The 23,981-nt window shown below is 62.5% G+C and carries 20 protein-coding genes and 1 pseudogene; 4 read left to right on the top strand and 17 right to left on the bottom strand.

From position 1 onward, the window contains the following. Positions 1-72: 72 nt before the first annotated feature. The 9 genes from rlmD to AC0IYS_RS22465 form a co-directional block, all read right to left on the bottom strand. Positions 73-1,410 (bottom strand): 23S rRNA (uracil(1939)-C(5))-methyltransferase RlmD, encoded by a 1,338-nt coding sequence (gene rlmD / locus AC0IYS_RS22425; protein WP_471707257.1) that lies wholly within the window; start codon positions 1,408-1,410, stop codon positions 73-75. Positions 1,411-1,528: 118 nt separating this feature from the next. Continuing rightward, entirely contained in the window at positions 1,529-2,527 is a 999-nt protein-coding gene (gene rpoS / locus AC0IYS_RS22430; RefSeq protein ID WP_471707258.1) for an RNA polymerase sigma factor RpoS, read from the bottom strand. Between the two features lie 31 nt (positions 2,528-2,558). After that, a complete protein-coding gene (locus AC0IYS_RS22435; protein WP_471707259.1) occupies positions 2,559-3,521 on the bottom strand; it encodes a peptidoglycan DD-metalloendopeptidase family protein in 963 nt (320 codons plus the stop codon). Positions 3,522-3,598: 77 nt separating this feature from the next. After that, positions 3,599-4,474 (bottom strand): protein-L-isoaspartate(D-aspartate) O-methyltransferase, encoded by an 876-nt coding sequence (locus AC0IYS_RS22440; protein WP_471707260.1) that lies wholly within the window; start codon positions 4,472-4,474, stop codon positions 3,599-3,601. Next, positions 4,471-5,208 carry a 5'/3'-nucleotidase SurE gene (surE, locus tag AC0IYS_RS22445; RefSeq protein WP_471707261.1) on the bottom strand — a complete coding sequence of 246 codons (738 nt, stop codon included), beginning with the start codon at positions 5,206-5,208 and terminating at the stop codon, positions 4,471-4,473. Before surE ends, AC0IYS_RS22440 begins: the two co-directional genes overlap by 4 nt. Positions 5,209-5,277: 69 nt before the next feature. Beyond that, the gene (locus AC0IYS_RS22450; protein ID WP_471707262.1) at positions 5,278-7,269 is read right to left on the bottom strand and encodes a KGGVGR-motif variant AAA ATPase; all 1,992 of its coding nucleotides are present in this window, start codon (positions 7,267-7,269) and stop codon (positions 5,278-5,280) included. Positions 7,270-7,278: 9 nt separating this feature from the next. Then, positions 7,279-7,884: a toll/interleukin-1 receptor domain-containing protein gene (locus AC0IYS_RS22455; RefSeq protein WP_471707263.1), complete on the bottom strand. Its 606-nt coding sequence runs from the start codon at positions 7,882-7,884 to the stop codon at positions 7,279-7,281. 387 nt (positions 7,885-8,271) lie between these two features. Beyond that, a complete protein-coding gene (locus AC0IYS_RS22460; RefSeq protein WP_471707264.1) occupies positions 8,272-10,332 on the bottom strand; it encodes an ATP-dependent DNA helicase in 2,061 nt (686 codons plus the stop codon). Between the two features lie 37 nt (positions 10,333-10,369). Beyond that, positions 10,370-10,570: a YdcH family protein gene (locus AC0IYS_RS22465; protein ID WP_008450659.1), complete on the bottom strand. Its 201-nt coding sequence runs from the start codon at positions 10,568-10,570 to the stop codon at positions 10,370-10,372. A 158-nt stretch (positions 10,571-10,728) separates the two neighbouring features. Here AC0IYS_RS22465 and AC0IYS_RS22470 point away from each other — a divergent pair, with 158 nt between their 5' ends. After that, positions 10,729-11,502: a PP2C family protein-serine/threonine phosphatase gene (locus AC0IYS_RS22470; protein ID WP_471707265.1), complete on the top strand. Its 774-nt coding sequence runs from the start codon at positions 10,729-10,731 to the stop codon at positions 11,500-11,502. Positions 11,503-11,530: 28 nt separating this feature from the next. Here the strand turns inward: AC0IYS_RS22470 and AC0IYS_RS22475 are convergent, their stop codons facing one another. The 7 genes from AC0IYS_RS22475 to AC0IYS_RS22505 form a co-directional block, all read right to left on the bottom strand. After that, positions 11,531-12,250 carry a hypothetical protein gene (locus tag AC0IYS_RS22475; RefSeq protein WP_471707266.1) on the bottom strand — a complete coding sequence of 240 codons (720 nt, stop codon included), beginning with the start codon at positions 12,248-12,250 and terminating at the stop codon, positions 11,531-11,533. Positions 12,251-12,266: 16 nt separating this feature from the next. Next, a complete protein-coding gene (gene zapE / locus AC0IYS_RS22480) occupies positions 12,267-13,364 on the bottom strand; it encodes a cell division protein ZapE (protein ID WP_471707267.1) in 1,098 nt (365 codons plus the stop codon). Between the two features lie 77 nt (positions 13,365-13,441). Beyond that, positions 13,442-14,872 (bottom strand): dihydrolipoyl dehydrogenase, encoded by a 1,431-nt coding sequence (gene lpdA / locus AC0IYS_RS22485; protein WP_471707268.1) that lies wholly within the window; start codon positions 14,870-14,872, stop codon positions 13,442-13,444. Positions 14,873-14,875: 3 nt separating this feature from the next. Beyond that, positions 14,876-15,208, bottom strand: a complete 333-nt coding sequence (locus AC0IYS_RS22490) for a PspC domain-containing protein (RefSeq protein ID WP_471707269.1) — start codon at positions 15,206-15,208, stop codon at positions 14,876-14,878. Positions 15,209-15,300: 92 nt separating this feature from the next. After that, positions 15,301-16,560 (bottom strand): 2-oxoglutarate dehydrogenase complex dihydrolipoyllysine-residue succinyltransferase, encoded by a 1,260-nt coding sequence (gene odhB, locus AC0IYS_RS22495; RefSeq protein ID WP_471707270.1) that lies wholly within the window; start codon positions 16,558-16,560, stop codon positions 15,301-15,303. A 111-nt stretch (positions 16,561-16,671) separates the two neighbouring features. Further along, positions 16,672-19,524 (bottom strand): 2-oxoglutarate dehydrogenase E1 component, encoded by a 2,853-nt coding sequence (locus AC0IYS_RS22500; protein ID WP_315217630.1) that lies wholly within the window; start codon positions 19,522-19,524, stop codon positions 16,672-16,674. Between the two features lie 266 nt (positions 19,525-19,790). Then, entirely contained in the window at positions 19,791-20,690 is a 900-nt protein-coding gene (locus AC0IYS_RS22505) for a LysR family transcriptional regulator (RefSeq protein ID WP_471707271.1), read from the bottom strand. A 102-nt stretch (positions 20,691-20,792) separates the two neighbouring features. Here AC0IYS_RS22505 and AC0IYS_RS22510 point away from each other — a divergent pair. The 3 genes and pseudogenes from AC0IYS_RS22510 to AC0IYS_RS22520 all read left to right on the top strand — a co-directional run bounded on the left by AC0IYS_RS22510 (position 20,793) and on the right by AC0IYS_RS22520 (position 23,476). Next, positions 20,793-21,667 (top strand): annotated as a pseudogene (locus AC0IYS_RS22510) (MBL fold metallo-hydrolase). Between the two features lie 73 nt (positions 21,668-21,740). After that, the gene (locus tag AC0IYS_RS22515) at positions 21,741-23,063 is read left to right on the top strand and encodes a leucine-rich repeat-containing protein kinase family protein (protein ID WP_471707272.1); all 1,323 of its coding nucleotides are present in this window, start codon (positions 21,741-21,743) and stop codon (positions 23,061-23,063) included. A gap of 32 nt (positions 23,064-23,095) precedes the next feature. Next, positions 23,096-23,476, top strand: a complete 381-nt coding sequence (locus AC0IYS_RS22520; RefSeq protein WP_315217644.1) for a BlaI/MecI/CopY family transcriptional regulator — start codon at positions 23,096-23,098, stop codon at positions 23,474-23,476. Positions 23,477-23,515: 39 nt separating this feature from the next. Here AC0IYS_RS22520 and AC0IYS_RS22525 read toward each other — a convergent pair whose 3' ends face one another. After that, complete coding sequence (locus AC0IYS_RS22525) at positions 23,516-23,980, bottom strand: hypothetical protein (RefSeq protein ID WP_471707273.1); 465 nt, start codon at positions 23,978-23,980, stop codon at positions 23,516-23,518. Between the last annotated feature and the right edge of the window lies 1 nt (position 23,981).

Below are 23,981 nucleotides of genomic sequence, written 5' to 3' on the forward strand. Positions count from 1 at the left end.
GTCCAGTGTTGCAAACGGCTACGGCAAAGTCAATAACATTACAAAATAAACATTACGATACATCCCTGCACATTACGCCAGATTAAACACCGCCATCGATTCCACGTGCGACGTATGCGGGAACATGTTGACTACGCCGGCCTTGTCGAGAACATAGCCAGCGTTGACCAGGATGCCGGCGTCGCGCGCCAGGGTCGACGGGCTGCACGATACATACACGATGCGCATCGGCAGCAGGTCCGCGCGCGTCTGGCTCAACGCCACCAGCGCCTCGCTCAGCGCCATGGCGCCATCGCGCGGCGGGTCGATCAGCATGCGGTCGAATTTGCCGAGCGCGATCAAATCGTCGGCCGTCACCTCGAACAGGTTGCGCGTGTAAAACGTGGTCTTCTCCGACAGCCCGTTGGCCTTGGCGTTGTCCAGCGCCCGCTCCGACAACGTGGTGCTGCCCTCGATGCCGACCACCTCGCGCGCCTGCGTCGCCAGCGGCAGGGTGAAATTCCCCAGGCCGCAGAACAGATCGGCGACGCGGTCTTCCGGCTGCACTTCCAGCAGACGCAACGCCTTGCCCACCAGCACGCGGTTGATGTAGTGGTTCACCTGCGTGAAATCGACCGGCTTGAACGGCATCTTGATGCCGAATTCCGGCAGCAGGTAGTGCAGGTCGTCGTCCAGCGGATAGAACGGCGCGGCCGTCTCCGGCCCCTTGGTTTGCAGCCAGAATTGAATCGTGTGCAGGTCGGCGAAGGCTTTCAGCTTGATCTCATCGTCCCTGGTCAACGGCGCCATGATGCGCAGCACCAGCGCGGTGACGCCCTCGCCGATCGCCACTTCGATCTGCGGCACCTGGTCATACAAGGACAGCGAGCCGATCAACGCGCGCAGCGGCAGCAGCAGATCCGACACGTGGCGCGGCAGGATCTCGCAGCTGTCGATGTCGGCGACGAACACCGACTTCTTTTCGTGGAAGCCGACCAGCACCGTGCCCTTCTTGACCACGTGGCGCACCGACAGCCGCGCGCGGTAGCGGTAGCCCCAGGTCGGGCCGTACATCGGCCGCATCACCGTCAGCGGCTTGACCTTGCCGATGTGGCGCAGGTTGTCTTCCAGCACGCGCTGCTTGATGGCCACCTGCGCGGTCGGCTCCAGATGCTGCATCGAGCAGCCGCCGCAGTAGTCGAAATGCTTGCACTTGGGCGTGACCCGCATCGGCGACTCGTGGTGCAGTTCGGTCATGCGCGCCATTTCCCAGTTCTTCTTCTTTTTGAAGGTGTAAAAACTGACCTTCTCACCCGGCAGCGCGCCCTCGACAAACACCACCTTGCCCTGCGAGCCGTCTTCATTCTGCAAATGGCCGACGCCACGGGCGTCCATGTCGAGCGATTTGATGTCGAGGATAATATCTTGCATAAAATTTAATTTTAAAGAAAGAATGGCGGGCGACCGGCGGCCGGGCCAGCGCCGGGGCCAATATGATAGCAGAACGCGGGTGGGGAAAACCGGGAGAGGGAAAAGGCTACAGCAGCGGCTACAGCAGCGAATCGCGCACCACGCCGCGCGCGGCCATGGCCCGTTTGAGTTTGATCAGCGCTTCCTGCTGGATCTGGCGCACGCGCTCGCGGGTGACGCCCATTTCCTCGGCCAGGGTTTCCAGGGTCGCGGGATCATCATTGTCCAGGCCGAAGCGGCGCATGATGACGATACGCTGCTTGTCGGGCAGCTTGGTCAGCCAGTCGCGCATCAGCACCGTCATTTCGTGATGCTCGGCGCGGGCGTCGGGACTGTCCTCGCTGTCGCCGGGCAGCATGTCCATCAGCGACGATTGCGGATCGTTGTCGAGCGGGGCGTCGAGCGAGGTGGCGTGCTCGGACAGCGCCAGGATGTCCTGCACCTCCTCCACCGGACGCCCGACCAGCTCGGCGATGTCCTCGGCGGTGGCGTCCTTGCCGTTGTGATGCTGGGCTTCCAGATGGTATTTGCCGCGCAGGATTTGATTCAGTTCGCGCACCATGTGCACCGGCAGGCGCACGGTGCGGGCCTGGTTCATGATGGCGCGCTCGATGCTCTGGCGTATCCACCAGGTGGCGTAGGTCGAGAAGCGGAAGCCGCGCTCGGGCTCGAACTTGTCGATGGCACGCATCAGGCCGATGTTGCCCTCCTCGATCATGTCGAGCAGCACCACGCCGCGATTGATGTAGTGCTTGGCGATCGACACGACCAATCGGAGGTTGTGCTCGATCATGGTCTGGCGGGCGCTGAAGTCGCCGGCCTTGGCCAGGGTGGCGTAGTGCACTTCCTGCGGCGCCGTCAACAGCGGCCGGGTGCCGATCTGGTTCAGGTAGTGCTGGGTGGTGTCGGTCGACAGCTCGGCCGCAAGGACCTTTTTCAGTTCGTCTACCTCGAGCACCGCCGGCGCCTCGGGCAGGTGCCCGCCGTCCCCGGCGCCGTCCGCACCATCCATGGTGTCGATGACTTCATCATCGTTCGACTCGTCCTGGAAATCTTCCGGGGCCGAGTCGTCATCCATTGGGTCGTGCGGCGTATGTTTCATGGCTCAGCTAGCGGTTAGGCAGGAATTTTGACGGGTCCACCGGTTTGCCCTGCTGCCGTATTTCAAAGTGCAGCTTGACGGAGTCGGCGTCCGAATCGCCCATCTCGGCAATCATTTGTCCCTTGGTCACGGTCTGGCCTTCCTTGACCACGATGCTGCGGTTATGGGCGTAGGCCGACAACAAGCTATTACTGTGCTTCACAATAACGAGATTACCATAACCACGGATGCCGCTACCGGCATACATGACTTTTCCGGCCCCTGCCGCCACGACGTGCTGGCCGGCCTTGCCGGCGATGTCGACGCCCTTGTTCTTGCCCTCGTCGAAGGTGGCGATGACTTTGCCCTCGGACGGCCACATCCAGCTCAGTTTCTCGTCGTCGGCGGCGGCCGCGCCAGCAGGTGCGGGCGCCGGAGCCGCCGGCGGACGCACCACCGGCGCCGCAGGGGCAGCCGGCGTGGCAGGGGCAGCCGCGCCGTTGGCGGCGACCTCCTTGCCATTGTCGGCGCGTTGCAGCTCGGCCAGGGTGGCGTCGGTGTACGGACGCTTTTCGCCTTTCGGACCGGTCTTCTTGACCACCGGCGCCGGCGGCGGCGTCTTGTCGGTCGGCGGCATGGCGACGGCGGCCGTCTCGACGCCACTGCCGTTACCGGCGGAGTCCGGCGGCAGCACGCGCAGCACCTGGTCGACCTTGATGTCGTTCGGGTTGGCCAGATTGTTCCATGTCACCAGATCACGGTAGTTCTGACCGTATTCGAGCGCGATGCGGATCAAGGTATCGCCCTTTTTGACCGTGTACAGGCCACGCTCGTCGCGCGACACTTGTGCCGTTTCGCTCGGCGTGGCGGATTTCACTGGCGGGGTCGACACCGGACGGTCGATCACCGGGGCCTGGTTCGGGGTGGTGCTGCAGGCGCTCAGAAAAGCGAGCACCAAGCTCAGTACGAGCACATTACTTTTAGTTGTCATTCTCATCTTAAATTTCAGTTTGATGCGTACGGGCGCAATGCGGACAGCTCAACGGTCACACCGCGATCACACCGCGATCACACCGTGCCCGGACGCAATGGCACGAAATGGCAATCTTCCAGCGTTTCGCTGGTCCATTCCTTCTTGCCGGTGCGTGTAATCAGTTCCAGACGCTGCGCGCGGGCGCCGACCGGCGCCACCAGCCGGCCACCGATGGCAAGCTGTTCGAGCAATGCCTGCGGCACCTCCAAACCGGCCGCGGCCAGGATAATGCCATCGAACGGCGCCGCTTGCGGCAGGCCAAGCATACCATCTCCGTAATGCAACCGTAGATTCGGCACACGCAGAGGCCGCAAGTTGTGCTTGGCGAGCTCATGCAGAGGCTTGATGCGCTCGATAGAATAAACCTCTTGCGCCACTCTTGACAACACCGCCGCCTGATAACCGCAACCAGTGCCGATCTCGAGCACCCGTTTGAGCTGGCCGCCGTTGCGCATCACCTCGATCATGCGGGCCACGATATACGGTTGGGAAATGGTCTGCTGGTGGCCGATCGGCAGCGAGGCGTCGATGTAGGCTTGGGAGGCCAGCGCCTCCTCCATGAACATATGGCGCGGCACGCTTTCGAGCGCGCCGAGCACGACGTTGTCCTTGACGCCCTGCTTTGCCACCCGCTGCACCATGGCGCGGCGCACCGCGTCCGACACCAGCGGGTTCTGGCGCGGGGCCGGCGCCACCACCGGCTGGGCCCGCTCCATCGCGTAGCTGTGGGCCTTGGACGGCACCGCCACCGGACGCGGCCCGGGATAACCGTGTTGCGGCGGCACGTGGCGCGCCGCGTTCTGGGTCGCCGTCTGCGGCGTGGCCACCGGCGCGAACAGGGTGGTCTTCTTGGCGCCCTTGTCCACTACCGACGACAGCGGCAGCGGAAAGGTCCGGGGTTTGTCGCTCATGCCAGGCCCTTTTCCAGTGCCGCGAGTTGCGTTTTATGGGTCAGATCGACCTGCAGCGGCGTGATCGAGGTGCGGCCGTTGGCGCAGGCAAAAAAGTCGGTGCCCTCGCCGGCGTCCCTGGTCGCGCCGGGCGGACCGATCCAGAAAATTTCCTTGCCGCGCGGGTCTTGCGAGCGGATCACCGGTTCCGACTGGTGGCGCTTGCCCAAGCGGGTGGCGACGACCTCGGTCAGCTGCGCATAGGGCCGGTTGGGAATGTTGACGTTGAGCAGATACGGACGCGGCAGCGTTTCATAATAGCGCTCGATGATGTCGCGCGCGTGACGGGCGGCGTCGTCGATGTGCTCCCAGCCGAACGCGCCCTGGGAAAAGGCGATGGCCGGAATGCCGAACAGATAGGCCTCGGTGGCGGCCGCGACGGTGCCGGAATACAGCGTGTCGTCGCCCATGTTGGGGCCGTTGTTGATGCCGGAGACGACCAGGTCGGGCCGGTAGTCGAGCACGCCGGTCAGCGCCACGTGCACGCAGTCGGTCGGCGTGCCATTGACAAAATAGAAACCATTGGCGGCCCGCTGCACCGACAACGGCCGGTCCAGCGACAGCGAATTGGACGAGCCCGAACGGTTGCTGTCCGGCGCCACGACGACGATGTCGGCGATCGGCGCGAGCGCGGCGGCCAGGGCATTGATGCCCGGCGCAAGGTAACCGTCGTCATTACTGATCAGGATTCTCATACAGAGATTTTACCTGAAGCAACGCCCGGACTGCGCGCCCTGACCCGGTCGCAACCAGATAAATTTGCGCTAGCGCGACGCCGGCCGGCCGCTGGCGAGCTGCTCGTCGAGCGTCAGCAGGTCGTCGCTGGCGCGCGGGCGCGGATTGGTGACGGACATGGCGGCGCGCGGATTGGGCGCCAGCCCCAGCGCATCATCGTAGTCGTGCATCGCCGCGTCCTGGTGCAATTCGCGCACCGGCGCGAAATCGTCTCGCCCGCCGTCCCGCCCGCCGTCCGGCAGCGAACCGCGCTGCGCGCCGTAGCGGCCCGGTTGCACATGGTCGAGCAATTCCATGGTCCTGCGGGTGTCCGCGTGATCCGGCCCCAGCCGGCGTAGCTGCGCCTGCAGGACCTTGTCGAACAACACCCTCGCTTCCTCTTGCTCGTTCTGCGCGAGCAAGGTGCAGGCCAGCGCGGTCTTGCTGCGCAGGGTGTCGGCGTGCTCGGCGCCCAGCAAGCGCTTGCGCTTGGCGAGCACCTGCTCCTGCTCGCGCCGGGCCTGGTCGAGGTCGCCGCGCTGGAACAGCAGGTCGGCGCGGGCCGCCTTGCAGGACAGGGTCAGCAGATGCTCGGAGCCGAGCATGCGCAGGTAAGCATCCAGCACGCCATCCTGGATGCCCAGCGCCTCGGCCCCCTTGCCCTGCTCGGCCAGGGTGGCGGCCAGATTGGCGCGCGCGGCCAGCGTGTCGAGATGTTCCGCCCCCAGCAGGCGTTCGCGCGCCTCGACGACGCACTCTTCGAGGAACTGCGCCTCGTCAAGGCGACCCTGTTGGCGCAGCACGGCGGCCAAATTGCTTTTACTAACCAGTGTGTCCACATGGTCGTCGCCCATGCCCCGCTGTCGCAGCCCCTGGCTTTCCTCGAAACAGGCCAGCGCCTGGCGCAGCTTGCCTTCACGGCGGTACAGCTCGCCCAGCAGGTTGAGGTCGCGCGCCAGCGGCTGCGACAAGGCGCGGGCGCCGCCCTCCCCCAGCGCCTGGCGCGCCTCCTCGATGGCAGACAGCAGATGGATCTCGCGGCTCGACTGCCACGGGAAATAGCCGGCGCCGAGCCAGTCGAGGAAGGCCTCGAAGGTGCGCGTCAGCGAAAAACGGTCGCCGCCCTGGTCCATCCGCACCGCCAGTTGCTCGCCGTAGGCGAAGGTGCGGGTCTGTTGCAGCTGGACTTCGTCGAAATAGCTGTCCAGCGACACATGCTGCATGCCGTAGCATTCGCACATCAGCCGCTCGAAGATCGGCTGGTAACCCACTATATGATGTTGCGGGTCGCCGCGCCGCCATTGGGAGCGCTGCGTGCTGTCGCCCATTTCGATGCGCGACGGCAGCGGGTAGACCAGCAGCGGCCGCTGTTCATCCTCATGACTGCGCCGGTAGGCCGTGGCGCGGGTCACCAGCGCCTGCACCCCTTCCAGGCTCTGGCGGTTGGGCGTGAACACCACCACCAGTTTGCGCGGCAGCAAAGTGGTGCAGATGCCGGCGGTGTCCGTGCGGCCGGTGCGCGAATCGACCAGCACGTAACGAAAGTGGCGCGAGAGCTTGTCGGCGAAGCAACGGAACAGCGCCGGGCAGCGGTCGAACAGATCGTCCCAATGCATCGCCGCCAGCCGCTCGCCGTAGCTATCGTCGAAACGGCCGGCGCGCATCAGGTACAACTGGCTGCTCTGGTCGACCCGGCTGACGTACTGCTCCCATCCGACCGCCGCCAGCACTTCGTGCGCCAGTTCCTCGTCGTCGAGCACGTCGACACCCTTGCGGCGCCGATGTAGTTGCTCGCGGCAAGCTTCGAACAATTCCAGCACGCCGGGTCGCTCGTCGCCGTGCTCGAAGTAATGATGCAGGCCGGGCGCTTCCATGTCCCAATCGATCATCAATACCGGGGTGGTGGCGTTTTGCTGTCTTGCAAGCAATACCGCCAGATTGGACAAGGCCATCGTGCGACCCGTCCCACCCTTGTAAGAATAGAAAGTAACCACTTCGCCGTTGGCTGTGAGCGGTGGCAAAGACAATGATGTGGTTTCCATAACAAACCTTTAGCGAGGGAAGTGGGGAGGAGGAATGGCGCGCCATTCGGGCGGAATGTCCGGCATGACAAAACGACCACAGTCATGCCCGGGCGGCGTGCACTGTTTCAAGTAGTGGTAGTGCTGGGCGATCCGCAGAACGATCTTTTTTATATCCGGCAAAAATTCCGGGTTGGTCTTCAAGTCGCCGCTCGCCAGGGTGTACCGTGAAAAATCGACGTACATGCCCGGCCCGGAAATCTGCGGCGGCAAACTCAAGGGATGCTGGGTCATGATGACCGGGATGATCAGGTGACTGGGCAGCGTGTACCATTTCTTGCGTTCGTTTTCAATTAGTTGCATTGCTGCAAACTCACGTCGGGTATAGGCATGGGCTTCGTACTTGGGTGTATAGATGACAATCATGCAAACGCTTTCACACATCGCCCTGGCGATTTTTTCGTCCAGGTCATCGCCTCCGCCGAGTTGCTCACTGTCGACGAACAATTCGTTTTCGTTGTCGAAGTGGGGTTCCAGATAACATTTCAGAGCGTCGATCAAATCGTTTTTGAACTTGCTCATGTATGCGTGCTGACCGTGTGCATAGCTGAAAAAACAGCCGTGGCGGATAGTCATGGCCTCCTCCGATCCTGCTCCTTAGGGGAACAGCGCTTAACCAACTCTAACAATCCGCTCATCAGCCACTTTGCGCGAACGCAAACGGGTGCGATATGCAAGGCTCGGGGCTGCGGTGTTGGCAGATGGCTACGTAACGGTAAGCCCGATGGTTGGCGGCAGCACTTGTAAAGCCAGTTATTGGCTGGAACATGCCATTAACTGGCATGATTTTGAGAAAAATCAGGGTCGGGCCGAACATATCGGCACCGTAGGGCGGATTAGCGCGCAGCGCGTAATCCGCCATGAGCCGCGGACGGAGCCTGGCGGATTACGCGCGATGCGCTAATCCGCCCTACGAAAATCGATTTGATCGCCCGCGTGGGGCAAGAGAAAAAATACCGAAAGTTACTCTTCGGTATTCTTGTTTTGGAAGAACGCGACCGCATCCGCCTGCTCGCGGGTGCGTTTGAAGGACGGCAAGCTCTGCCAAATCCGCTTGCCGTAGGGCTTGGAAATCACACGCGGATCGCACAGCATCAGCACGCCGCGATCGCCTTCGTCGCGGATCAGGCGGCCGGCGCCCTGCTTCAGATTGATGATCGCTTCCGGCAGGGTGTGGTGCATGAAGCCGTTTTTGCCCTGCTTTTCCATCACCTCGATGCGCGCGGCCAGCACCGGATCGTCCGGCGGCGCGAACGGCAGCTTGTCGATAATCACCAGGGACAGCGCGTCGCCGCGCACGTCGACGCCTTCCCAGAAACTCTGGCTACCGATCAGCACGCCATTTCCCGCCTTGCGGAATTGGTCCAGCAACTCGGTGCGGCCCTTGTCGCCCTGGATGAACAGCGGATACGGCAAGCCGCGCTTTTCGAACTCGTCGCGCAGGCGCTCGGCGGCGCGCTTCACGGCGCGCAAAGTCGTGCACAAAAGGAAAGTTTTTCCGCCCGCCGCCTCGATCACCGGCAGCGCCAGGTCCAGCACCGCGTCGGTATAACCGATGGAATTTGGATCCGGCAAACCTTGCGGCACATATAAAAGGCCCTGCTCTTCGTAATTAAACGGGCTCGGCCAAGTCTTCGACGGTTCGTCCGTCAGGCCCATTTGTTCCGAGAAATGGCTGAAATCATTCTTCACGGCCAAGGTCGCCGACGTGAAAATCCAGCTGCGCGGCACGCCTTCGCGCTGGCCGTTGAAGATCGGCGCGATCGATAAAGGCGTTTTATGCAGCTGCAACGATGACGCGTAGGCCTCGACCCAGAAGACCGCCTCCTCGCCTTTTTCGACGCGCGCCTTCGGATCGAATTTCCAGGACGACAATTTTTGCGCCAGTTCGATGCCGCGCTGGCGACATTGTTCCAGCGTTTCGGCGCGGGCCGCCTGGGTTTCCAGCACGGCCAGCATGCCGTCCAGCTCGTCCTTCAGCGTCTGCAACGCCGGGAAAAAGTCGCTCGACGGCGCGATCTGCGGCAGCGACAGGCGCACGATATCTTGCGGGAATGTCAACCTGAGGTCGCGCGCGGCCTTCTCCACCACCGTGACGACCTTGCCCCAATCGGCGCCGTCGCGGGCGTTCGACAAGCCCTCGGCCAGCACGTCGCGGCACAATTCCAGGATTTGCGAGGTCGAAAACGTATCGCCGAAGAACAAGGTGGCGGTGTCCGGCAGCTGGTGCGCCTCATCAAAGATGATGGTATTGGCCGACGGCAGCAGTTCGGCGATGCCCGAATCCTTGAGCGCGACGTCGGCGAAGAACAGGTGGTGGTTGACCACCACCACGTCGGCCTGCTGCGCTTCCTTGCGCGCCTTCATGACGAAACAATCCTGGTAATACTGGCACTCGGCGCCCATGCAGTTGTCGCGGGTCGAGGTCACCAGGTTCCAGATCAGCGCGTTTTCCGGCACGCGCGCCAGCTCGGCCTTGTCGCCGGAACTGGTCATTTTCAGGAAACGCGAAATCTCGCGCAGATGGCCGACGTCGTCGCGCGACGTCATGCGGCCGTTCTGCAGGGTACGCTCGAGATGGTAATGGCAGACGTAATTCGAGCGGCCTTTGAGCAGCGCGACCGACACCGGCGCCTGCAAGGCGGCGCGCACGGTCGGAATATCGCGCAGGAACAGCTGGTCCTGCAAGTTCTTGGTCCCGGTCGAGACGATGGTCTTGCCGCCCCACAGCAACGCCGGCACCAGATAGGCGAAAGTCTTGCCCGTGCCCGTGCCGGCCTCGGCGATCAACGTGGTCTGGCTGGAAATCGCGGCCGCGACCGCCTTGGCCATTTCCGTCTGCGAGCGGCGCGGCTTGAAGTCGCCAACAGCCGGACCCAGCGGTCCACCGGCGCCGAACAGTCGCTCGACCTCGGAATCGTATTTGCCGGGGGGCAGGTCTGGGGTCGCGCCGACGACAGCGGGGGTGGCGTCGGCGGGGACCGGCGCGTGCGTGTCGGCAGGCGTTGGAAGGTGTTCGGTCAAAATATACTTAGTTGAGGCACGAGCTGAAGCCGGGACATTAAGCCGGCACGTCCGGCACTAGTTGCATTTTCAGCAGGGTGATATGGTCTTTCAGTTGCAGCTTGCGCTTTTTCAGGCGGCGCAATTGCAGCTGATCGTGGTGTCCGTCCAGGGTGAGCATGTCGATCACCGCGTCCAGATCGCGGTGTTCGACGTCGAGTTCGATCAGACGACGCTGGATATCTTGTACATCAGTCATATTTCTAGGTCTCTACTCACACAAAAGTTTCACTGAAACAACACACGTATTGCAAACAAACTGCGACACGGTGCATAGTTTAATCTACGGCGGCCCCGCCGCCAACAGAATGATCGATATCGCCGCTCAGCCCTCCGTCAGCATACAGTGTCAACCATATGAGCGCCTATAAAATAGAAGCCGGCACCGCCCAGCACATCGGCAACGGGCCGCAGCAAAACGACCGCGTGGCCCTGTTCACGTCGCCGAACGCGCCCGGCTATGTGCTGGCGGTGCTGGCCGACGGCAACCGCAGCGCCATCGGCCCGGACCAAGCGCTGCTGACGAGCCGGCATATGTTCGACGAATTCCGTGCCGGCGACGTGCCCGGCATTCCCCGGCTGAAGGCGTTGCTCGCCGCGATAGTGCTGGAGGCCCATCAAGTCATCAAAATGAATCCCATCGCCGCCAGCGCGGAACCGCACAGCGCGCTGGCGCTGCTGGTGCTGACGCCGGCCGGTCAGGCGGTTTGGGCGCACGTGGGTGAAACGCGCGTGTACCGCTTTAGCGGCGAAACCAGCGTGGAACGCAGCAATGACAGCGCGTATATCGAGCATCTGGTGCAGAACGACAAGGTACCACTGGACGCGGCGAAGACGCATCGCAGTTCCAGGCTGCTCAACAATCTGCTGGGGAACGGTTTCAAGGCGCCATTCGTGACGTCGGGCACGCATGAAGGCTTGCGGCCGGGCGACTCTTTTTTGCTGTGCTCGGATGGGTTGTGGCAGTGTTTCGCCGATCAGGAACTGGCGGCGGCCGTGGCGCGCAACACCCCGCGCCGGGCGGCCGAGCGCTTGATCGCCAAGGCCGCCGAGCGCGCCCAGGGCAAGGGAGACAATTGCACGATGGCGATCATCAAACTGGTCGCACCCGCCGCAGCCGTCAACCGTTGAGCCACCGGCAAACCGGGGCGGCGCTGCCCTATTGCTGCTTCTTCGCGGCCGCTGCTGCGGCTTCGGCCGCCGCATCCGCTTTCTTCTTCGCGGCAGCGACCTTGGCGGACACCTTGCGCTCGGTCTCGGCCACCCGCTTGGCCACTTCCGCCTGACGCCGCTCGGCGTCGACCTTCTTCTGCTCGAAGCGGGCCACGTTGGCGGCGCGCTTGTCGGCGCCGGCCGCCGTCGCCGCCGCCTCGCGTTTCATTTTCGCGGCGTGATCGGCCTCGCGCTCGGCCACGCGGCGGCCTTTCACCGGCGCCGGTTCCGGCTTGCTGTCCACATCCTTGACCGGCTTCGGCGGCAAGGCCTCGCGCCGGGCCAACTCTTCGTTGTCCTTGCGCACGCGCTCGGCCAGGTCGGCGTCGCGGCGCGCCACCGAGTCGGCGCGCTTGAAATGCTCGGCTTCCACTTCCAGCACGCGCAGGTTGGCCAGCGCGGCGCGGCGCTGTTCCTTGGCCTTGTCCAGGCAGTTATTGACGAAGAATTTTTCGTTGCACACCGCCTCGCGGGCCGCGTACTCGGCGTTGACGGCGTCACGTTCCCTGGCCACCTTGGCCAGGGTCGCGTCGGCCTCCTCGACCGAATGCGACGGCGGCGCGACCGACGTCGCCTCCTGCGCCACGGCCGGGACAGCCACGGCCGCCACGGCGGCCAGCACGGCGATGGCGATCATGTCGCCCAGCGGTTTCAAACTTGCTCTCATATTCTTTCCTGTGACATCAGGCCAGCGAACCGGCTGCGGCCCGCTGTTCCTTATCCATGTACTCGCGCGACTGCATCTCGACAATGCGGGACACCGTGCGGTGGAATTCGTTGGCCAGGGTGCCGGTCGTGTACAACTCCTCCGGCTCGACCTCGGCCGACATCAGCAACTTCACGCCCTGGTCGTAAAATACATCGATCAGCCACGTGAAGCGGCGCGCCTCCGACGACATCGACGCCGACATCATCGGAATCCCGGACAATATCACGGTATGGAAGCGGCTGGCGATTTCCAGATAGTCGTTCTGCGAACGCGGCCCGCCGCACAGGGTATGGAAGTCGAACCAGATGATGGAACCGGCGCGGCGCAAGGCGCGGATTTCGCGCGCCTCGATGCGCACGACCGGGTCCTCGTCGGCCGTCTCGGCGATGCTGGTGTAAGCGTCGCGCAACTTCTGATCGGTCTCGGCGTTGATCGGCGTGTAGTAGGAATCGACCTGCTCGAGCGCGCGGCCGCGATAGTCGATGCCGGCGTCGATGTTCATCACGTCGAGCTTCTCGTACAACAATTCAATGGTCGGCAGGATGCGGTCGCGGTGCAGGCCGTCCGGGTACAGCAATCTCGGATCGTAGTTCGACGTCATGATGAAGGACACGCCGTTGTCGAACAGCGCCTTCAACAGGTTGTACATGATCATCGCGTCGGCCACGTCGGAGATGTGGAATTCGTCGAAGCAGATCAAACGGTATTTCTTGGCGATGCGCTTGGCCACTTCGTCGAGCGGATTGGCGACGCCGGTCAGCTCGTCCAGCTGGCGGTGCACGCCGCGCATGAACTCGTGGAAGTGCAGGCGCGTCTTGCGCACCAGCGGCACCACCGAATAGAAGCTGTCCATCAGGAACGACTTGCCGCGCCCCACTCCGCCCCACATGTAGACGCCCTTGGGCACGTCGGGACGGTTGATCAGGCGCTTGAACGTGCTCGAGCGCTGGCCCTTGTACGCGACCCATTCGTCGTAGCATAACTGCAGACGATCGACGGCGCGGCGCTGGGCTGCGTCGGCCTTGAAATTGCGCTGTTCCAGCGCTTGCTGATAAAACTCTTCGACGTTCATGTGTTCGATTCTATGTGGGCGGCGCAAACAAAAACGGGCGGACCGCAGTCCGCCCGCAGTCCGCCTGTAGCTACTGCTTAGAAGTTCAGGGTACGCTTATCGATAGCCAAAGCGGCTTCCTTGGTCGCTTCCGACAGCGACGGGTGCGCGTGGCAGATGCGCGCGATGTCTTCGGCCGAAGCCTTGAACTCCATCGCCACGACCGCTTCCGAGATCAGCTCGGAGGCCATCGGTCCGATGATGTGCACGCCGAGGATTTCGTCGGTGGTCGCATCGGCCAGGAACTTGACCATGCCAGAAGTGTCGCCCAGCGCGCGAGCGCGGCCGTTGGCCAGGAACGGGAAGGTGCCGGCTTTGTAAGCGACGCCCGAAGCCTTCAGTTGCTGCTCGGTCTGACCAACCCAAGCGATTTCCGGCGAGGTGTAGATGACCCAAGGAATGGTGTTGAAGTTGGTGTGGCCATGCTGGCCAGCCATGCGCTCGGCAACGGCAACACCCTCTTCTTCCGCCTTGTGCGCCAGCATCGGGCCGCGCACCACGTCACCGATCGCCCAGACGCCCGGCAGATTGGTTTTGCAGTCGTCGTCGACGGCCACGAAGCCACGCTCGTCCAGCGACAGGCCGACTTTGTCGGCGGCCAGGCCGTTGGTGTTCGGGGTGCGGCCGATCGACACGATCAGCTTGTCGAACACGGAGGTGATGGATTCGCCCTTGGCGTTCTCGTACACCACGGTGACGTTGTTGTCGCCTTTGGTGATCGCGCCGATCTTGCAACCGAGGTTGATCGACAGGCCTTGCTTGGCGAACAGCTTGCCGGCTTCCTTGGCGATCTGCTCATCGACCGCGCCCAGGAACACTGGCAGGCCTTCGAGCACGGTCACTTCCGAACCCAGGCGGCGCCATACGGAGCCCATTTCCAGGCCGATCACGCCGGCGCCGATCACGCCCAGCTTGGCGGGAACGCCCTGGATCGCCAGCGCGCCGGTGTTCGACAGAATCAGTTGCTCGTCGAACGGTGCGCCCGGCAGTTCACGCGCGTTGGAACCGGTGGCGATGATGACTTGCTTGGCGTTGATGGTCTCGTTGGCAGGCGCCGAGATCGTCAGCGGGTAGCCTTCAGCGGTGGCGGCGCCGGCGAACGAGGCGCGGCCGTGGAAGAAGGTGACCTTGTTTTTCTTGAACAGGAACAGGATGCCGTCGTTGTTCTGCTTGACGACGGTGTCTTTGCGCTTGAGCATTTGCGGCAGGTTCAGCGACAGGCCGGCGACATCGATGCCGTGATCCTTGAACGCGTGGCCGGCGTGCTCGAAGTGCTCCGACGATTGCAGCAGCGCTTTCGACGGGATGCAACCGACGTTGGTGCAGGTGCCGCCCGGTGCCGGGCCGCCTTTTTCATTTTCCCATGCGTCCACGCAAGCAACGGAGAAACCCAGTTGTGCGGCGCGGATGGCGGCGATATAACCGCCGGGACCGGCGCCGATGACTACTACGTCAAATTGTTTACTCATTTTTTATTTTCCAATCAGTTCTTCGTCTGGAACGAAAATCCATAACAGAATGTAGATCGCCAGGCCGAAACCAAAAGTCAGCACGAACATCACGAACAACAGGCGCCAGATCCACGGCTCGATGCCGGAGACGCGGCCGAGGCCGCCGCAGACGCCGCCCAGCCAGCGGTCGGTGCGCGAGCGGCGCAGGCGGGTGATGTCTTCGCCGATGTTGTCGCCCGGTTTGTAGGGCTCGGCCTCCAGCAGGCGCGCCTTGGCGGCCGCGAATTCCGCGTCCGACAGGGCGCCGGCTTGATGCAGTTCGTGCAAACGCTTGATTTCTTCAGCAACGCTCATACAGCTCCCAAGAGTTCAGACCCGCAAACCTGGGGTCGTACCCCGTACGGGGTACGACCCCGAACTTCCGGGGTTCGCTGGCGAAAAGCGAATTACAGGTCCAGCAGCAGGCGTGCAGGATCTTCCAGCGCTTCTTTCATGGCGACCAGGCCCAGGACGGCTTCGCGGCCGTCGATGATGCGGTGGTCGTAGGACATTGCCAGGTAGTTCATCGGACGGATCACGATCTGGCCGTTTTCGACCACAGCGCGGTCCTTGGTCGCGTGCACGCCCAGGATGGCCGATTGTGGCGGGTTGATGATCGGGGTCGACAGCATCGAACCGAAGGTGCCGCCGTTCGAGATCGAGAACGTGCCGCCGGTCAGGTCGTCCAGGGTCAGCTTGCCTTCTTTGGCCTTGGCGCCGAATTCACCGATTTTCTTTTCGATCTCGGCGATCGACATCTGGTCGGCGTTGCGCAGGATAGGCACCACCAGGCCGCGTGGCGAACCGACAGCGATACCGATGTCGAAGTAGCCGTGGTAGATGATGTCGTTGCCGTCAACCGAGGCGTTGATGATCGGGTACTTTTTCAGGGCTGCGACGGCGGCCTTGACGAAGAACGACATGAAGCCCAGCTTGACGCCGTGCTCTTTTTCGAACTTGTCTTTGTACTTGTTGCGCAGGTCCATTACTGGCGCCATGTTCACTTCGTTGAACGTGGTCAGGATGGCGTTGGTCGATTGCGATTGCAGCAGACGCTCGGCGATACGGGCGCGCAGACGGCTCATCGGCACGCGCTCTTCCGGACGCTCGCCCAGGCTGGCGACGCTTGGCGAAGCGATCTGTTGCAGGGCCGGCTTGGCGGCGGCTGCGGCCAGTGGCGCGACGGCCGGGGTGGCGGCTGGTGCCGAAGCGCCCAGGGCGTCGCCCTTGGTCACGCGGCCGTCTTTGCCCGAACCGGCGACATCGCCAGCGCTCAGGCCTTTTTCGGACAGGATCTTGGCGGCTGCAGGCATGGCGACATCGCCCTTGCTGCCACCGGTCGCGGCTGCGGCCGCTGGTGCTGGGGCGGCCGCAGGCGCTGCTGCTGGTGCGGCGGCGGCAACCGGAGCGGCGGCGGCTGCTGCGGCGTCGGTGTCGATCACGGCGATCAGTTCGTCGGCGACAACGGTGCTACCGTCGCCCTTGATGATCTTGACCAGCACGCCGGCTGCGGGCGCGGGCAGTTCCAAAACGACCTTGTCGGTTTCGATATCGATCAGGTTTTCGTCGCGCGCGACTGCGTCGCCGACTTTTTTATGCCACGTCAGCATGGTTGCTTCAGCGACCGATTCCGACAATTGAGGAACTTTGACTTCGATTTGTGCCATTGTAAAACTCCGTATATTTGTTATTGCGGCGCCATCTCGCGTAGCAAGGCGGCGCTCCGTTAGTTATGTGAGGTAAGGAGAGGCCGCACCCAGCGCGCGGCCCCTTAACGCTTATTTCGTCAGGATGAAACCTTTGAGCTTCGAGAACGCCGTTTCCAGCAGGTCTTTTTGCTGGGCGTAGTGCTTGTCGTAGTAACCGACGGCCGGCGACGCCGACGCTGGGCGACCGGCGTACGCCAGGCGCTGACCGGCGTCCATGCTCTCGAAGATGTTGTGCTGAATCTGGAACCATGGGCCCTGATTCTGCGGCTCGTCCTGCGCCCACACCACTTCGGTCAGGTTCGGGAACTTCTTCAGTTCGGCAGCGAACGACTTGTGCGGGAACGGATACAGCTGTTCGACACGGATGATGGCGGTGTCGGTCTGGCCGCGCGTTTTGCGTGCGTTGACCAGATCGTAGTAGACCTTGCCCGAGCAAGCGACAACGCGCTTGACCTTCTTGGCATCGATTTTCTCGTCGACTTCGCCGATGACGGTCTGGAAGGCGCCCTTGGCCAGTTCGTTCAGCGAGGAGCCGGCTTCCTTGTTACGCAGCAGCGATTTCGGGGTCAGGATGACCAGTGGCTTGCGGAACTGGCGCACCATCTGGCGACGCAACACGTGGAAGATCTGTGCGGCGGTGGTCGGCTGCACGACTTGCATGTTGTTGTCTGCGCACAGCTGCAGGAAACGCTCAGGACGCGCGGACGAGTGCTCAGGACCCTGGCCTTCGTAACCGTGCGGCAGCATCATGACCAGGCCCGAAGCGCGGCCCCACTTCACTTCGCCGGAGCTGATGAACTGGTCGATAACGACTTGCGCGCCGTTGACGAAGTCGCCGAACTGGGCTTCCCAGATCGTCAGCGTGTTTGGCTCGGCGGTCGAGTAACCGTATTCGAAGCCCAGCACCGCTTCTTCCGACAGCACGGAGTCGATGACGGTGAACGGGGCCTGGCCTTCGGCGATGTTTTGCAGCGGCACGTAGGTGCCGGCGTCCCAACGCTCGCGGTTCTGGTCGTGCAGCACGGCGTGACGGTGCACGAAGGTGCCGCGGCCGGCATCCTGACCGGTCAGGCGCACTGCGTAGCCCGAAGCGACCAGCGACGCGTAGGCCAGGTGTTCGCCCATGCCCCAGTCCAGGTTCAGTTCGCCGCGACCCATCGTTGCGCGGTCGCCCAATACTTTCTCGACCAGCGAGTGCACTTTGAAGCCGTCCGGCACCGTGGTGATGCGGGTGGCCAGGCGTTTCAGTTCGGTCATCGGCACGGCGGTGTCGGCCGAGTCGGTCCACTTGCGGTTCAGGAACGGCAGCCAATCGACGGCGTACTTGTTCTTGAAGTTCGAGATGACCGGATCCACAGTGTGCTTGCCGGCGTCCATCGCGTCGCGGTAGGCGGCTTGCATCTGTTCGCCGCCGTCGGCTGGAATCACGGTCTGGGCAACCAGCTTGTCCGCGTACAGCTTGCGGGTGCCTGGGTGCTGGCCGATCTTCTTGTACATCAGCGGCTGGGTCAGCGCTGGCGTGTCTTGCTCGTTGTGACCCAGTTTGCGGTAGCAAATGATGTCGACAACGATGTCTTTCTGGAACTCGAGACGGTAGTCCATCGCGATCTGCGAAGCCAGGACCACGGCTTCAGGATCGTCGGCGTTCACGTGCAGCACCGGCGCTTCGATCATCTTGACGACGTCCGAGCAGTAGATGGTCGAACGCGCGTCGCGCGGGTCGGAGGTGGTGAAACCGATCTGGTTGTTGATGACGATGTGCACCGTGCCGCCCGTGCCGTAGCCGCGGGTCTGCGCCAGATTCAGCGTTTCCATAACAACGCCCTGGCCTGCGAAGGCGGCGTCGCCGTGCACCAGGATTGGCAGCACTTGCTTGCCCAGGTGGTCGCCGCGGCGATCCATGCGGGCCTTGACCGAACCTTCGACGACCGGGTTGACGATTTCCAGGTGCGACGGGTTGAACGCCAGCGACAGGTGAACCGGACCGCCCTGGGTCGAGATGTCGGACGAGAAACCTTGGTGGTATTTGACGTCGCCGGCTGGCAGGTCGTCGCCGTGCTTGCCTTCGAATTCTTCGAACAGTTCCTTGGGCGCTTTGCCCAAGGTGTTGACCAGCACGTTCAGACGGCCACGGTGGGCCATGCCGATAACGATCTCTTGCACGCCTTTTTCGCCGGCGCGCTGGATGATCTCATCGATCGACGCGATGAAGGTCTCGCCGCCTTCGAGCGAAAAGCGTTTTTGACCCACATACTTGGTGTGCAGGTAGCGTTCCAGGCCTTCGGCCGCGGTCAGACGCTCCAGGATGTGCTTTTTCTTTTCCGCCGTGAAATTCGGGGTCGAACGGATCGACTCCAGGCGCTCTTGCAGCCAGCGCTTTTCGGTTGGGTCGGAGATGTACATGTACTCTGCGCCGATCGAACGGGTGTAGGTGTCGCGCAGGTAGTTCAGCAAGTCGCGCAGGGTCGCGGTCTCAGGGCCGAAATAGGTGTTGCTGATGTTGAAGACGGTATCCATGTCCGCATCGGTGAAGCCGTAGAAGCTCGGCTCCAGCTCGTTGATGGCAGGACGTTCCTGGCGTTGCAGCGGGTCCAGATTGGCCCAGCGGGAACCCAGATAGCGGTAAGCGGCGATCAGTTGCGTAGCTGCAACACGTTTACGGCCCATTTCGGCGTCGGCCGAGGCCACGACGGTGCGGATAGGACCGGATTTAGCGCGTTCCGCGAAGGAGGCGATGACGGAGGCGTGAGCGACGTCTGGCTTGTTGGTGCCATCGACGGCCGGCACGTGCTGCATGGCATCGAAGTACGAGCGCCAGTTATCTGGCACGGAACCCGGATTGTTGAGATACGCCTCGTACAGTTCTTCGACGTACGGTGCGTTCCCACCAAACAGGTAGGAGTTGGACGTGTATTGTTGCATTTGCTGCTCACCTTTCTTCGCGCTTCGCGAGGAATTAGCGGGTTAATCTAACCTTCCGCGACACGGCCTGACCGGTTAGCGGATTGCACATCAAGTTGTGGGGAAGGGCTAAAGTTCTTCAGTGGTTCAAAAAACGGTCATTCAGGATAGCACCGGTATTGTATCGCAACAACCATTTATGTACCGATACCGCCAGTATTAATTTTCACCTAAGTCGCACGGCAAGCCGCGCCGCAAGCAATATTTACATATTCCCAACCCCAAAGTTACGTGCCTGCAAGGCTCGTGTGGGAGAACCAATTGAGCAGGAAATCGAGCATCGCTCGCAAGGCCGGCGACATATGCTGGCGCGACGTGTAAATCCCGTAGATGCCCATTTGCTGCGTTTTGTAGTCAGGCAGCAACGCGACCAACTTGCCTTCAGCGATCAGTGGACCAGCGCTATACAGCGGTTGCAAAGCGATGCCCGCACCCTCCACCGCCGCTTTGAGCAATATATGGTCGTCATTGGCGGACAAATTGCCGCTAACCGGCACTGTTACCTCTTCGCCGTCCTTGCGCGTGAACTGCCATAGACTCTGCCCGAAATACGTATACGCCAGGCAGTTGTGGGCAACCAGATCCTCGACCCGCTGCGGCGCACCGCGCTCTGCCAGATAGGACGGGGCCGCACACACCACCGAATCGCAATGGCCCAATTGCCGCGCGATCAGGTTCGGCTCCAACGCATTGGTGATGCGCAAAGCCAAGTCGATGCGCTGCTCGACCAGATTCACCGCCCGGTTGCCACCCTGCAGATCGACCGAGGTACGCGGATAGCGCTTGAGGAATGCGGTCACCGCCATGGCCAACTCGGCATGTGCCAGCGATGGCGAGCAGGCGATGCGCAGCAGCCCCTTCGGCGAGTCGTCGTCCTCGGCCGCCACTTCCATCGCGCCGGCGAGCTCCAGCAGCTTGCGGCAGCGCGCCAGCGTGACGTCGCCGGCATCGGTCAGGCTCAGGCGACGCGTGCTCCGGTGCAGTAAGCGGGCGCCGGCCCACTCCTCCATCTCGGCCAGATAGCGCGTGACCATCGCGCGCGACATGTCCAGTGCGTCGGCGGCGGCGATCATGCTGCCCCGCTCGGTGATGGCGACGAACACCCTGGCGGCGGTAATGCGATCCATATTCGTTCGATCCATGCAATTAACAAGTGCAGATTACCCTGTTTTTCAGCCAGATAAAGAAATTTATGATAAGTCCACTTCTAACCATCATGAAAGACGATCATGCGCACCTTCAATATCCAGCAAACCTTGATGTCCGCAGCCCTGGCAGCCACCGTCGGTGGCGCCGCCGCCGCGCCGCTGAAGCTCGACGTATTCAATCCTGGCGAAGCCGCCATTTTCCCCGTCGCCTCGGTGCTGGTGACCGGCACCAAGGACGCGGTGCTGATCGACGCCCAGTTCTCGCGCGGCGAAGCGATCAAGCTGGTCGAGAAAATCCGTGCCAGCGGCAAGCGCCTGACCACCGTCTATGTCAGCCATAGCGACCCGGACTTCTACTTCGGCCTGGATGTGATCCACGCCGCCTTCCCGGACGCCAAGATCGTCGCCACGCCGCAAACCATCGCCGGGATCGAAAAAAGAAGGACGCCAAAGTCGCCTACTGGTCGCCTATTTTGAAAGAGAACGCGCCCAAGAGCATCATCGTGCCGCAGCCGCTGCAAGGCGACACCATCAAGCTGGAAGGCGAAACGCTGAAGATCGAAGGCCTGAACGGCGCGACGCCGGACCGCAGCTATGTCTGGATCCCGTCGATCAAGGCGATTGCTGGCGGCGTGGTCGTCTTCAACGGCCTGCACGTGTGGACGGCCGACACCCAAAGTGCCGAATCGCGCAAGAACTGGCTGGCGACGCTCGACCATATTGCCTCGCTCAAGCCGGCGATTGTCGTGCCGGGCCACTTCAAAGTGGGCGCCGCCCTGACGTCGGACAGCGTCGCCTTCACGCGCGACTATCTGGTTCGCTTCGAAGCCGAAACTGCCAAGGCAGCCAACTCGGCCGCGCTAATCGCCCGCATGAAGGAACTGTACCCGGACGCCGGCTTGAACGCTGCGCTCGAGACCGGCTCCAAAGTGGCCAAGGGAGAAATGAAGTGGTAAGCCGGGGCTAATCGCCCTCGGCGGGCGGCGGTGAAGTGATAAACTTCAACATTGACCTTCACCGCCACCTGACATGCATACCCTAGAGCAGTTGCGCGCTGGCGCCCTGAGCGGCGTCCAGCGCCTGCAAATGCGCGGCGGCCTCACCGAATTCCCGCGCGAAATCTTCGATCTGGCCGACTCGCTGGAAATCCTCGACTTGTCCGGCAACGCGCTCTCGTCACTGCCGGACGATCTGCCGCGCCTGCACAAGCTGCGCATCATCTTTTGTTCCGACAACCAGTTCACCGAACTGTCTGCGGTGCTGGGAGCATGCCAGGCCCTGACGATGGTCGGCTTCAAGGCCAACAAGATACGCTCGGTCCCGCCCGCCTCGCTACCTGCCAAACTGCGCTGGCTGGTGCTGACGGATAATCTGATCGAAGAACTGCCCGCCGAACTCGGCGAACGTCCGGCGCTGCAAAAGCTGATGCTGGCAGGGAACCGTCTGCGCGCCCTGCCTTCCACCATGGCGCAACTGCACCGGCTCGAACTGCTGCGCATCGCCGCCAACCAGTTGACCGAGTTTCCCGCATGGCTGCCCGCCCTGCCCCGCTTGACCTGGCTCGCTTACGCCGGCAATCCGTTCTGCGAACAGCGCGAGGTCGCGATGACCGGCACGCCGTCCGCCGCCATCGGCTGGGAACAGCTGGAGCTAAAACAAAAGCTGGGCGAAGGCGCATCGGGCGTGATCCACCGCGCGGACTACCGGCATGACGGCGCGACGGAAGACGTCGCCGTCAAACTGTTCAAGGGCGCCATGACCAGCGACGGCTCGCCGCTGTGCGAGATGGCCGCCTGCATCGGCGCCGGCGCGCATCCGAATTTGATCCCGGTACTCGGCCACCTGGAGCGCCATCCGGACGGTGCACATGGCCTCGTCATGTCGCTGATCGATCCAAAATTCATCAACCTGGCCGGGCCACCAAGCCTGGAGAGCTGCACGCGTGACATCTACGATGGCGGCAAGCGCTTCGACCTCGCGTCTACGCTGGAAATCGCCCACGGCATCGCCTCCGCCGCCGCCCGCCTGCATGAGCGCGGCATCATGCACGGCGACCTGTACGGCCACAACATCATGCATTGCGGGCGGGGCCGCACCTTGCTGGGCGACTTCGGCGCGGCGTCCTTCTACGATCCCGCGTCGCCTGAAGCCCTGCCGCTGCAACGACTCGAAGTGCGGGCCTTCGGCTTCCTGCTGGAAGAACTCGCCGAGCGCTGCGACGCCCCGGCGGCGGCTGAGCCAGCGTTGGCGCATCTTCGTCAACTACGCGACGCCTGTCTGCACGCGGACAGCGCGGCACGCCCACTGTTCTTCGACATCGAAGCGCAACTACGCACGCTCAAACAAGACTAGACAAGACGTTCTAGATATTTTATTCTACATCCATGACCACCGTAGCCCCACCCAAACCGACCGCCTCCGAGTTGGAGATGTTGCGCCTGCTGTTCGCGCTCGGTCCGGCCACCGCCAAGCAAGTGCACGCCGCCGCGCTCGAAACGCGGCCGGACATGAACTACGCCACCGTGCTGCGTCTGCTGCAAGTGATGCACACCAAAGGCCTGCTGACGCGGGACGAAAGTCAGCGCGCCCACATCTACGCGCCCGCGCAGGAGCAGGACTCGATCCAGACGAATCTGCTTAAAGATCTGATCCAGAAAGCCTTCTCCGGCTCCGGCAAGGCGCTGGTGCTGGCCGCCTTGCGCGGCGGCCACGTCAGCAAGAAAGAGCGCGCAGAAATTCAAGCGTTGCTGGATCAGGAAAAGTAGAGATACGGTCCACTACGTCGTCTCACTTGCTTCGACCCATTACACGAAACCATCGTCATCCCGGCCTGTTTTCTGAGCGCGACGCTCAGCATTCCGCCGCTCTATCAAAGCCGGTGGAACCCCAAGCTCGGGCCTGCCCCCTTCAGCGGGAATGACCGTTGTTGCTCTGCGCCTTTTTACCGTGCGCGGCGTTCTGAGCGCTACGATCCCGCGTGCACGCATATAACTTCGTAATCTCGCCAGCAACAACGCGGCCACTAAAGCATCGACCTCCACATTATTGCCGCCGGAGGTTTTCATCTGTCGAGCGTACTCCGAGACGACCTTGCCATAGACATGCATATTCCGGAGCTCATCAGCTTCGTTACGGAGCCGCTCCCCTTCCCGCCAGACATCGATATTGAAAAGGCGAGCCAACAGCGCGCACGCGCGCTTCGCGAATGGCTGCAGCGCACCCACAACTGTGAGTGCTTTGCGCACTGCAATCAGCCAATTCAAGTCCATG

This window comes from Duganella sp. AC237 (genome assembly GCF_979254035.1).

Bases quoted from the DNA above. Each gene is read 5' to 3' on its own strand.
- AC0IYS_RS22440 (WP_471707260.1), bottom strand. From the start codon at position 4,474: ATGAGCGACAAACCCCGGACCTTTCCGCTGCCGCTGTCGTCGGTAGTG.
- AC0IYS_RS22505 (WP_471707271.1), bottom strand. From the start codon at position 20,690: ATGGATCGCATTACCGCCGCCAGGGTGTTCGTCGCCATCACCGAGCGG.
- AC0IYS_RS22450 (WP_471707262.1), bottom strand. From the start codon at position 7,269: ATGGAAACCACATCATTGTCTTTGCCACCGCTCACAGCCAACGGCGAA.
- AC0IYS_RS22515 (WP_471707272.1), top strand. From the start codon at position 21,741: ATGCATACCCTAGAGCAGTTGCGCGCTGGCGCCCTGAGCGGCGTCCAG.
- lpdA (WP_471707268.1), bottom strand. From the start codon at position 14,872: ATGAGTAAACAATTTGACGTAGTAGTCATCGGCGCCGGTCCCGGCGGT.
- rpoS (WP_471707258.1), bottom strand. From the start codon at position 2,527: ATGGATGACGACTCGGCCCCGGAAGATTTCCAGGACGAGTCGAACGAT.
- rlmD (WP_471707257.1), bottom strand. From the start codon at position 1,410: ATGCAAGATATTATCCTCGACATCAAATCGCTCGACATGGACGCCCGT.
- AC0IYS_RS22520 (WP_315217644.1), top strand. From the start codon at position 23,096: ATGACCACCGTAGCCCCACCCAAACCGACCGCCTCCGAGTTGGAGATG.
- AC0IYS_RS22455 (WP_471707263.1), bottom strand. From the start codon at position 7,884: ATGACTATCCGCCACGGCTGTTTTTTCAGCTATGCACACGGTCAGCAC.
- odhB (WP_471707270.1), bottom strand. From the start codon at position 16,560: ATGGCACAAATCGAAGTCAAAGTTCCTCAATTGTCGGAATCGGTCGCT.
- AC0IYS_RS22470 (WP_471707265.1), top strand. From the start codon at position 10,729: ATGAGCGCCTATAAAATAGAAGCCGGCACCGCCCAGCACATCGGCAAC.
- zapE (WP_471707267.1), bottom strand. From the start codon at position 13,364: ATGAACGTCGAAGAGTTTTATCAGCAAGCGCTGGAACAGCGCAATTTC.
- AC0IYS_RS22475 (WP_471707266.1), bottom strand. From the start codon at position 12,250: ATGAGAGCAAGTTTGAAACCGCTGGGCGACATGATCGCCATCGCCGTG.
- AC0IYS_RS22525 (WP_471707273.1), bottom strand. From the start codon at position 23,980: ATGGACTTGAATTGGCTGATTGCAGTGCGCAAAGCACTCACAGTTGTG.
- AC0IYS_RS22435 (WP_471707259.1), bottom strand. From the start codon at position 3,521: ATGACAACTAAAAGTAATGTGCTCGTACTGAGCTTGGTGCTCGCTTTT.
- AC0IYS_RS22500 (WP_315217630.1), bottom strand. From the start codon at position 19,524: ATGCAACAATACACGTCCAACTCCTACCTGTTTGGTGGGAACGCACCG.
- AC0IYS_RS22465 (WP_008450659.1), bottom strand. From the start codon at position 10,570: ATGACTGATGTACAAGATATCCAGCGTCGTCTGATCGAACTCGACGTC.
- surE (WP_471707261.1), bottom strand. From the start codon at position 5,208: ATGAGAATCCTGATCAGTAATGACGACGGTTACCTTGCGCCGGGCATC.
- AC0IYS_RS22490 (WP_471707269.1), bottom strand. From the start codon at position 15,208: ATGAGCGTTGCTGAAGAAATCAAGCGTTTGCACGAACTGCATCAAGCC.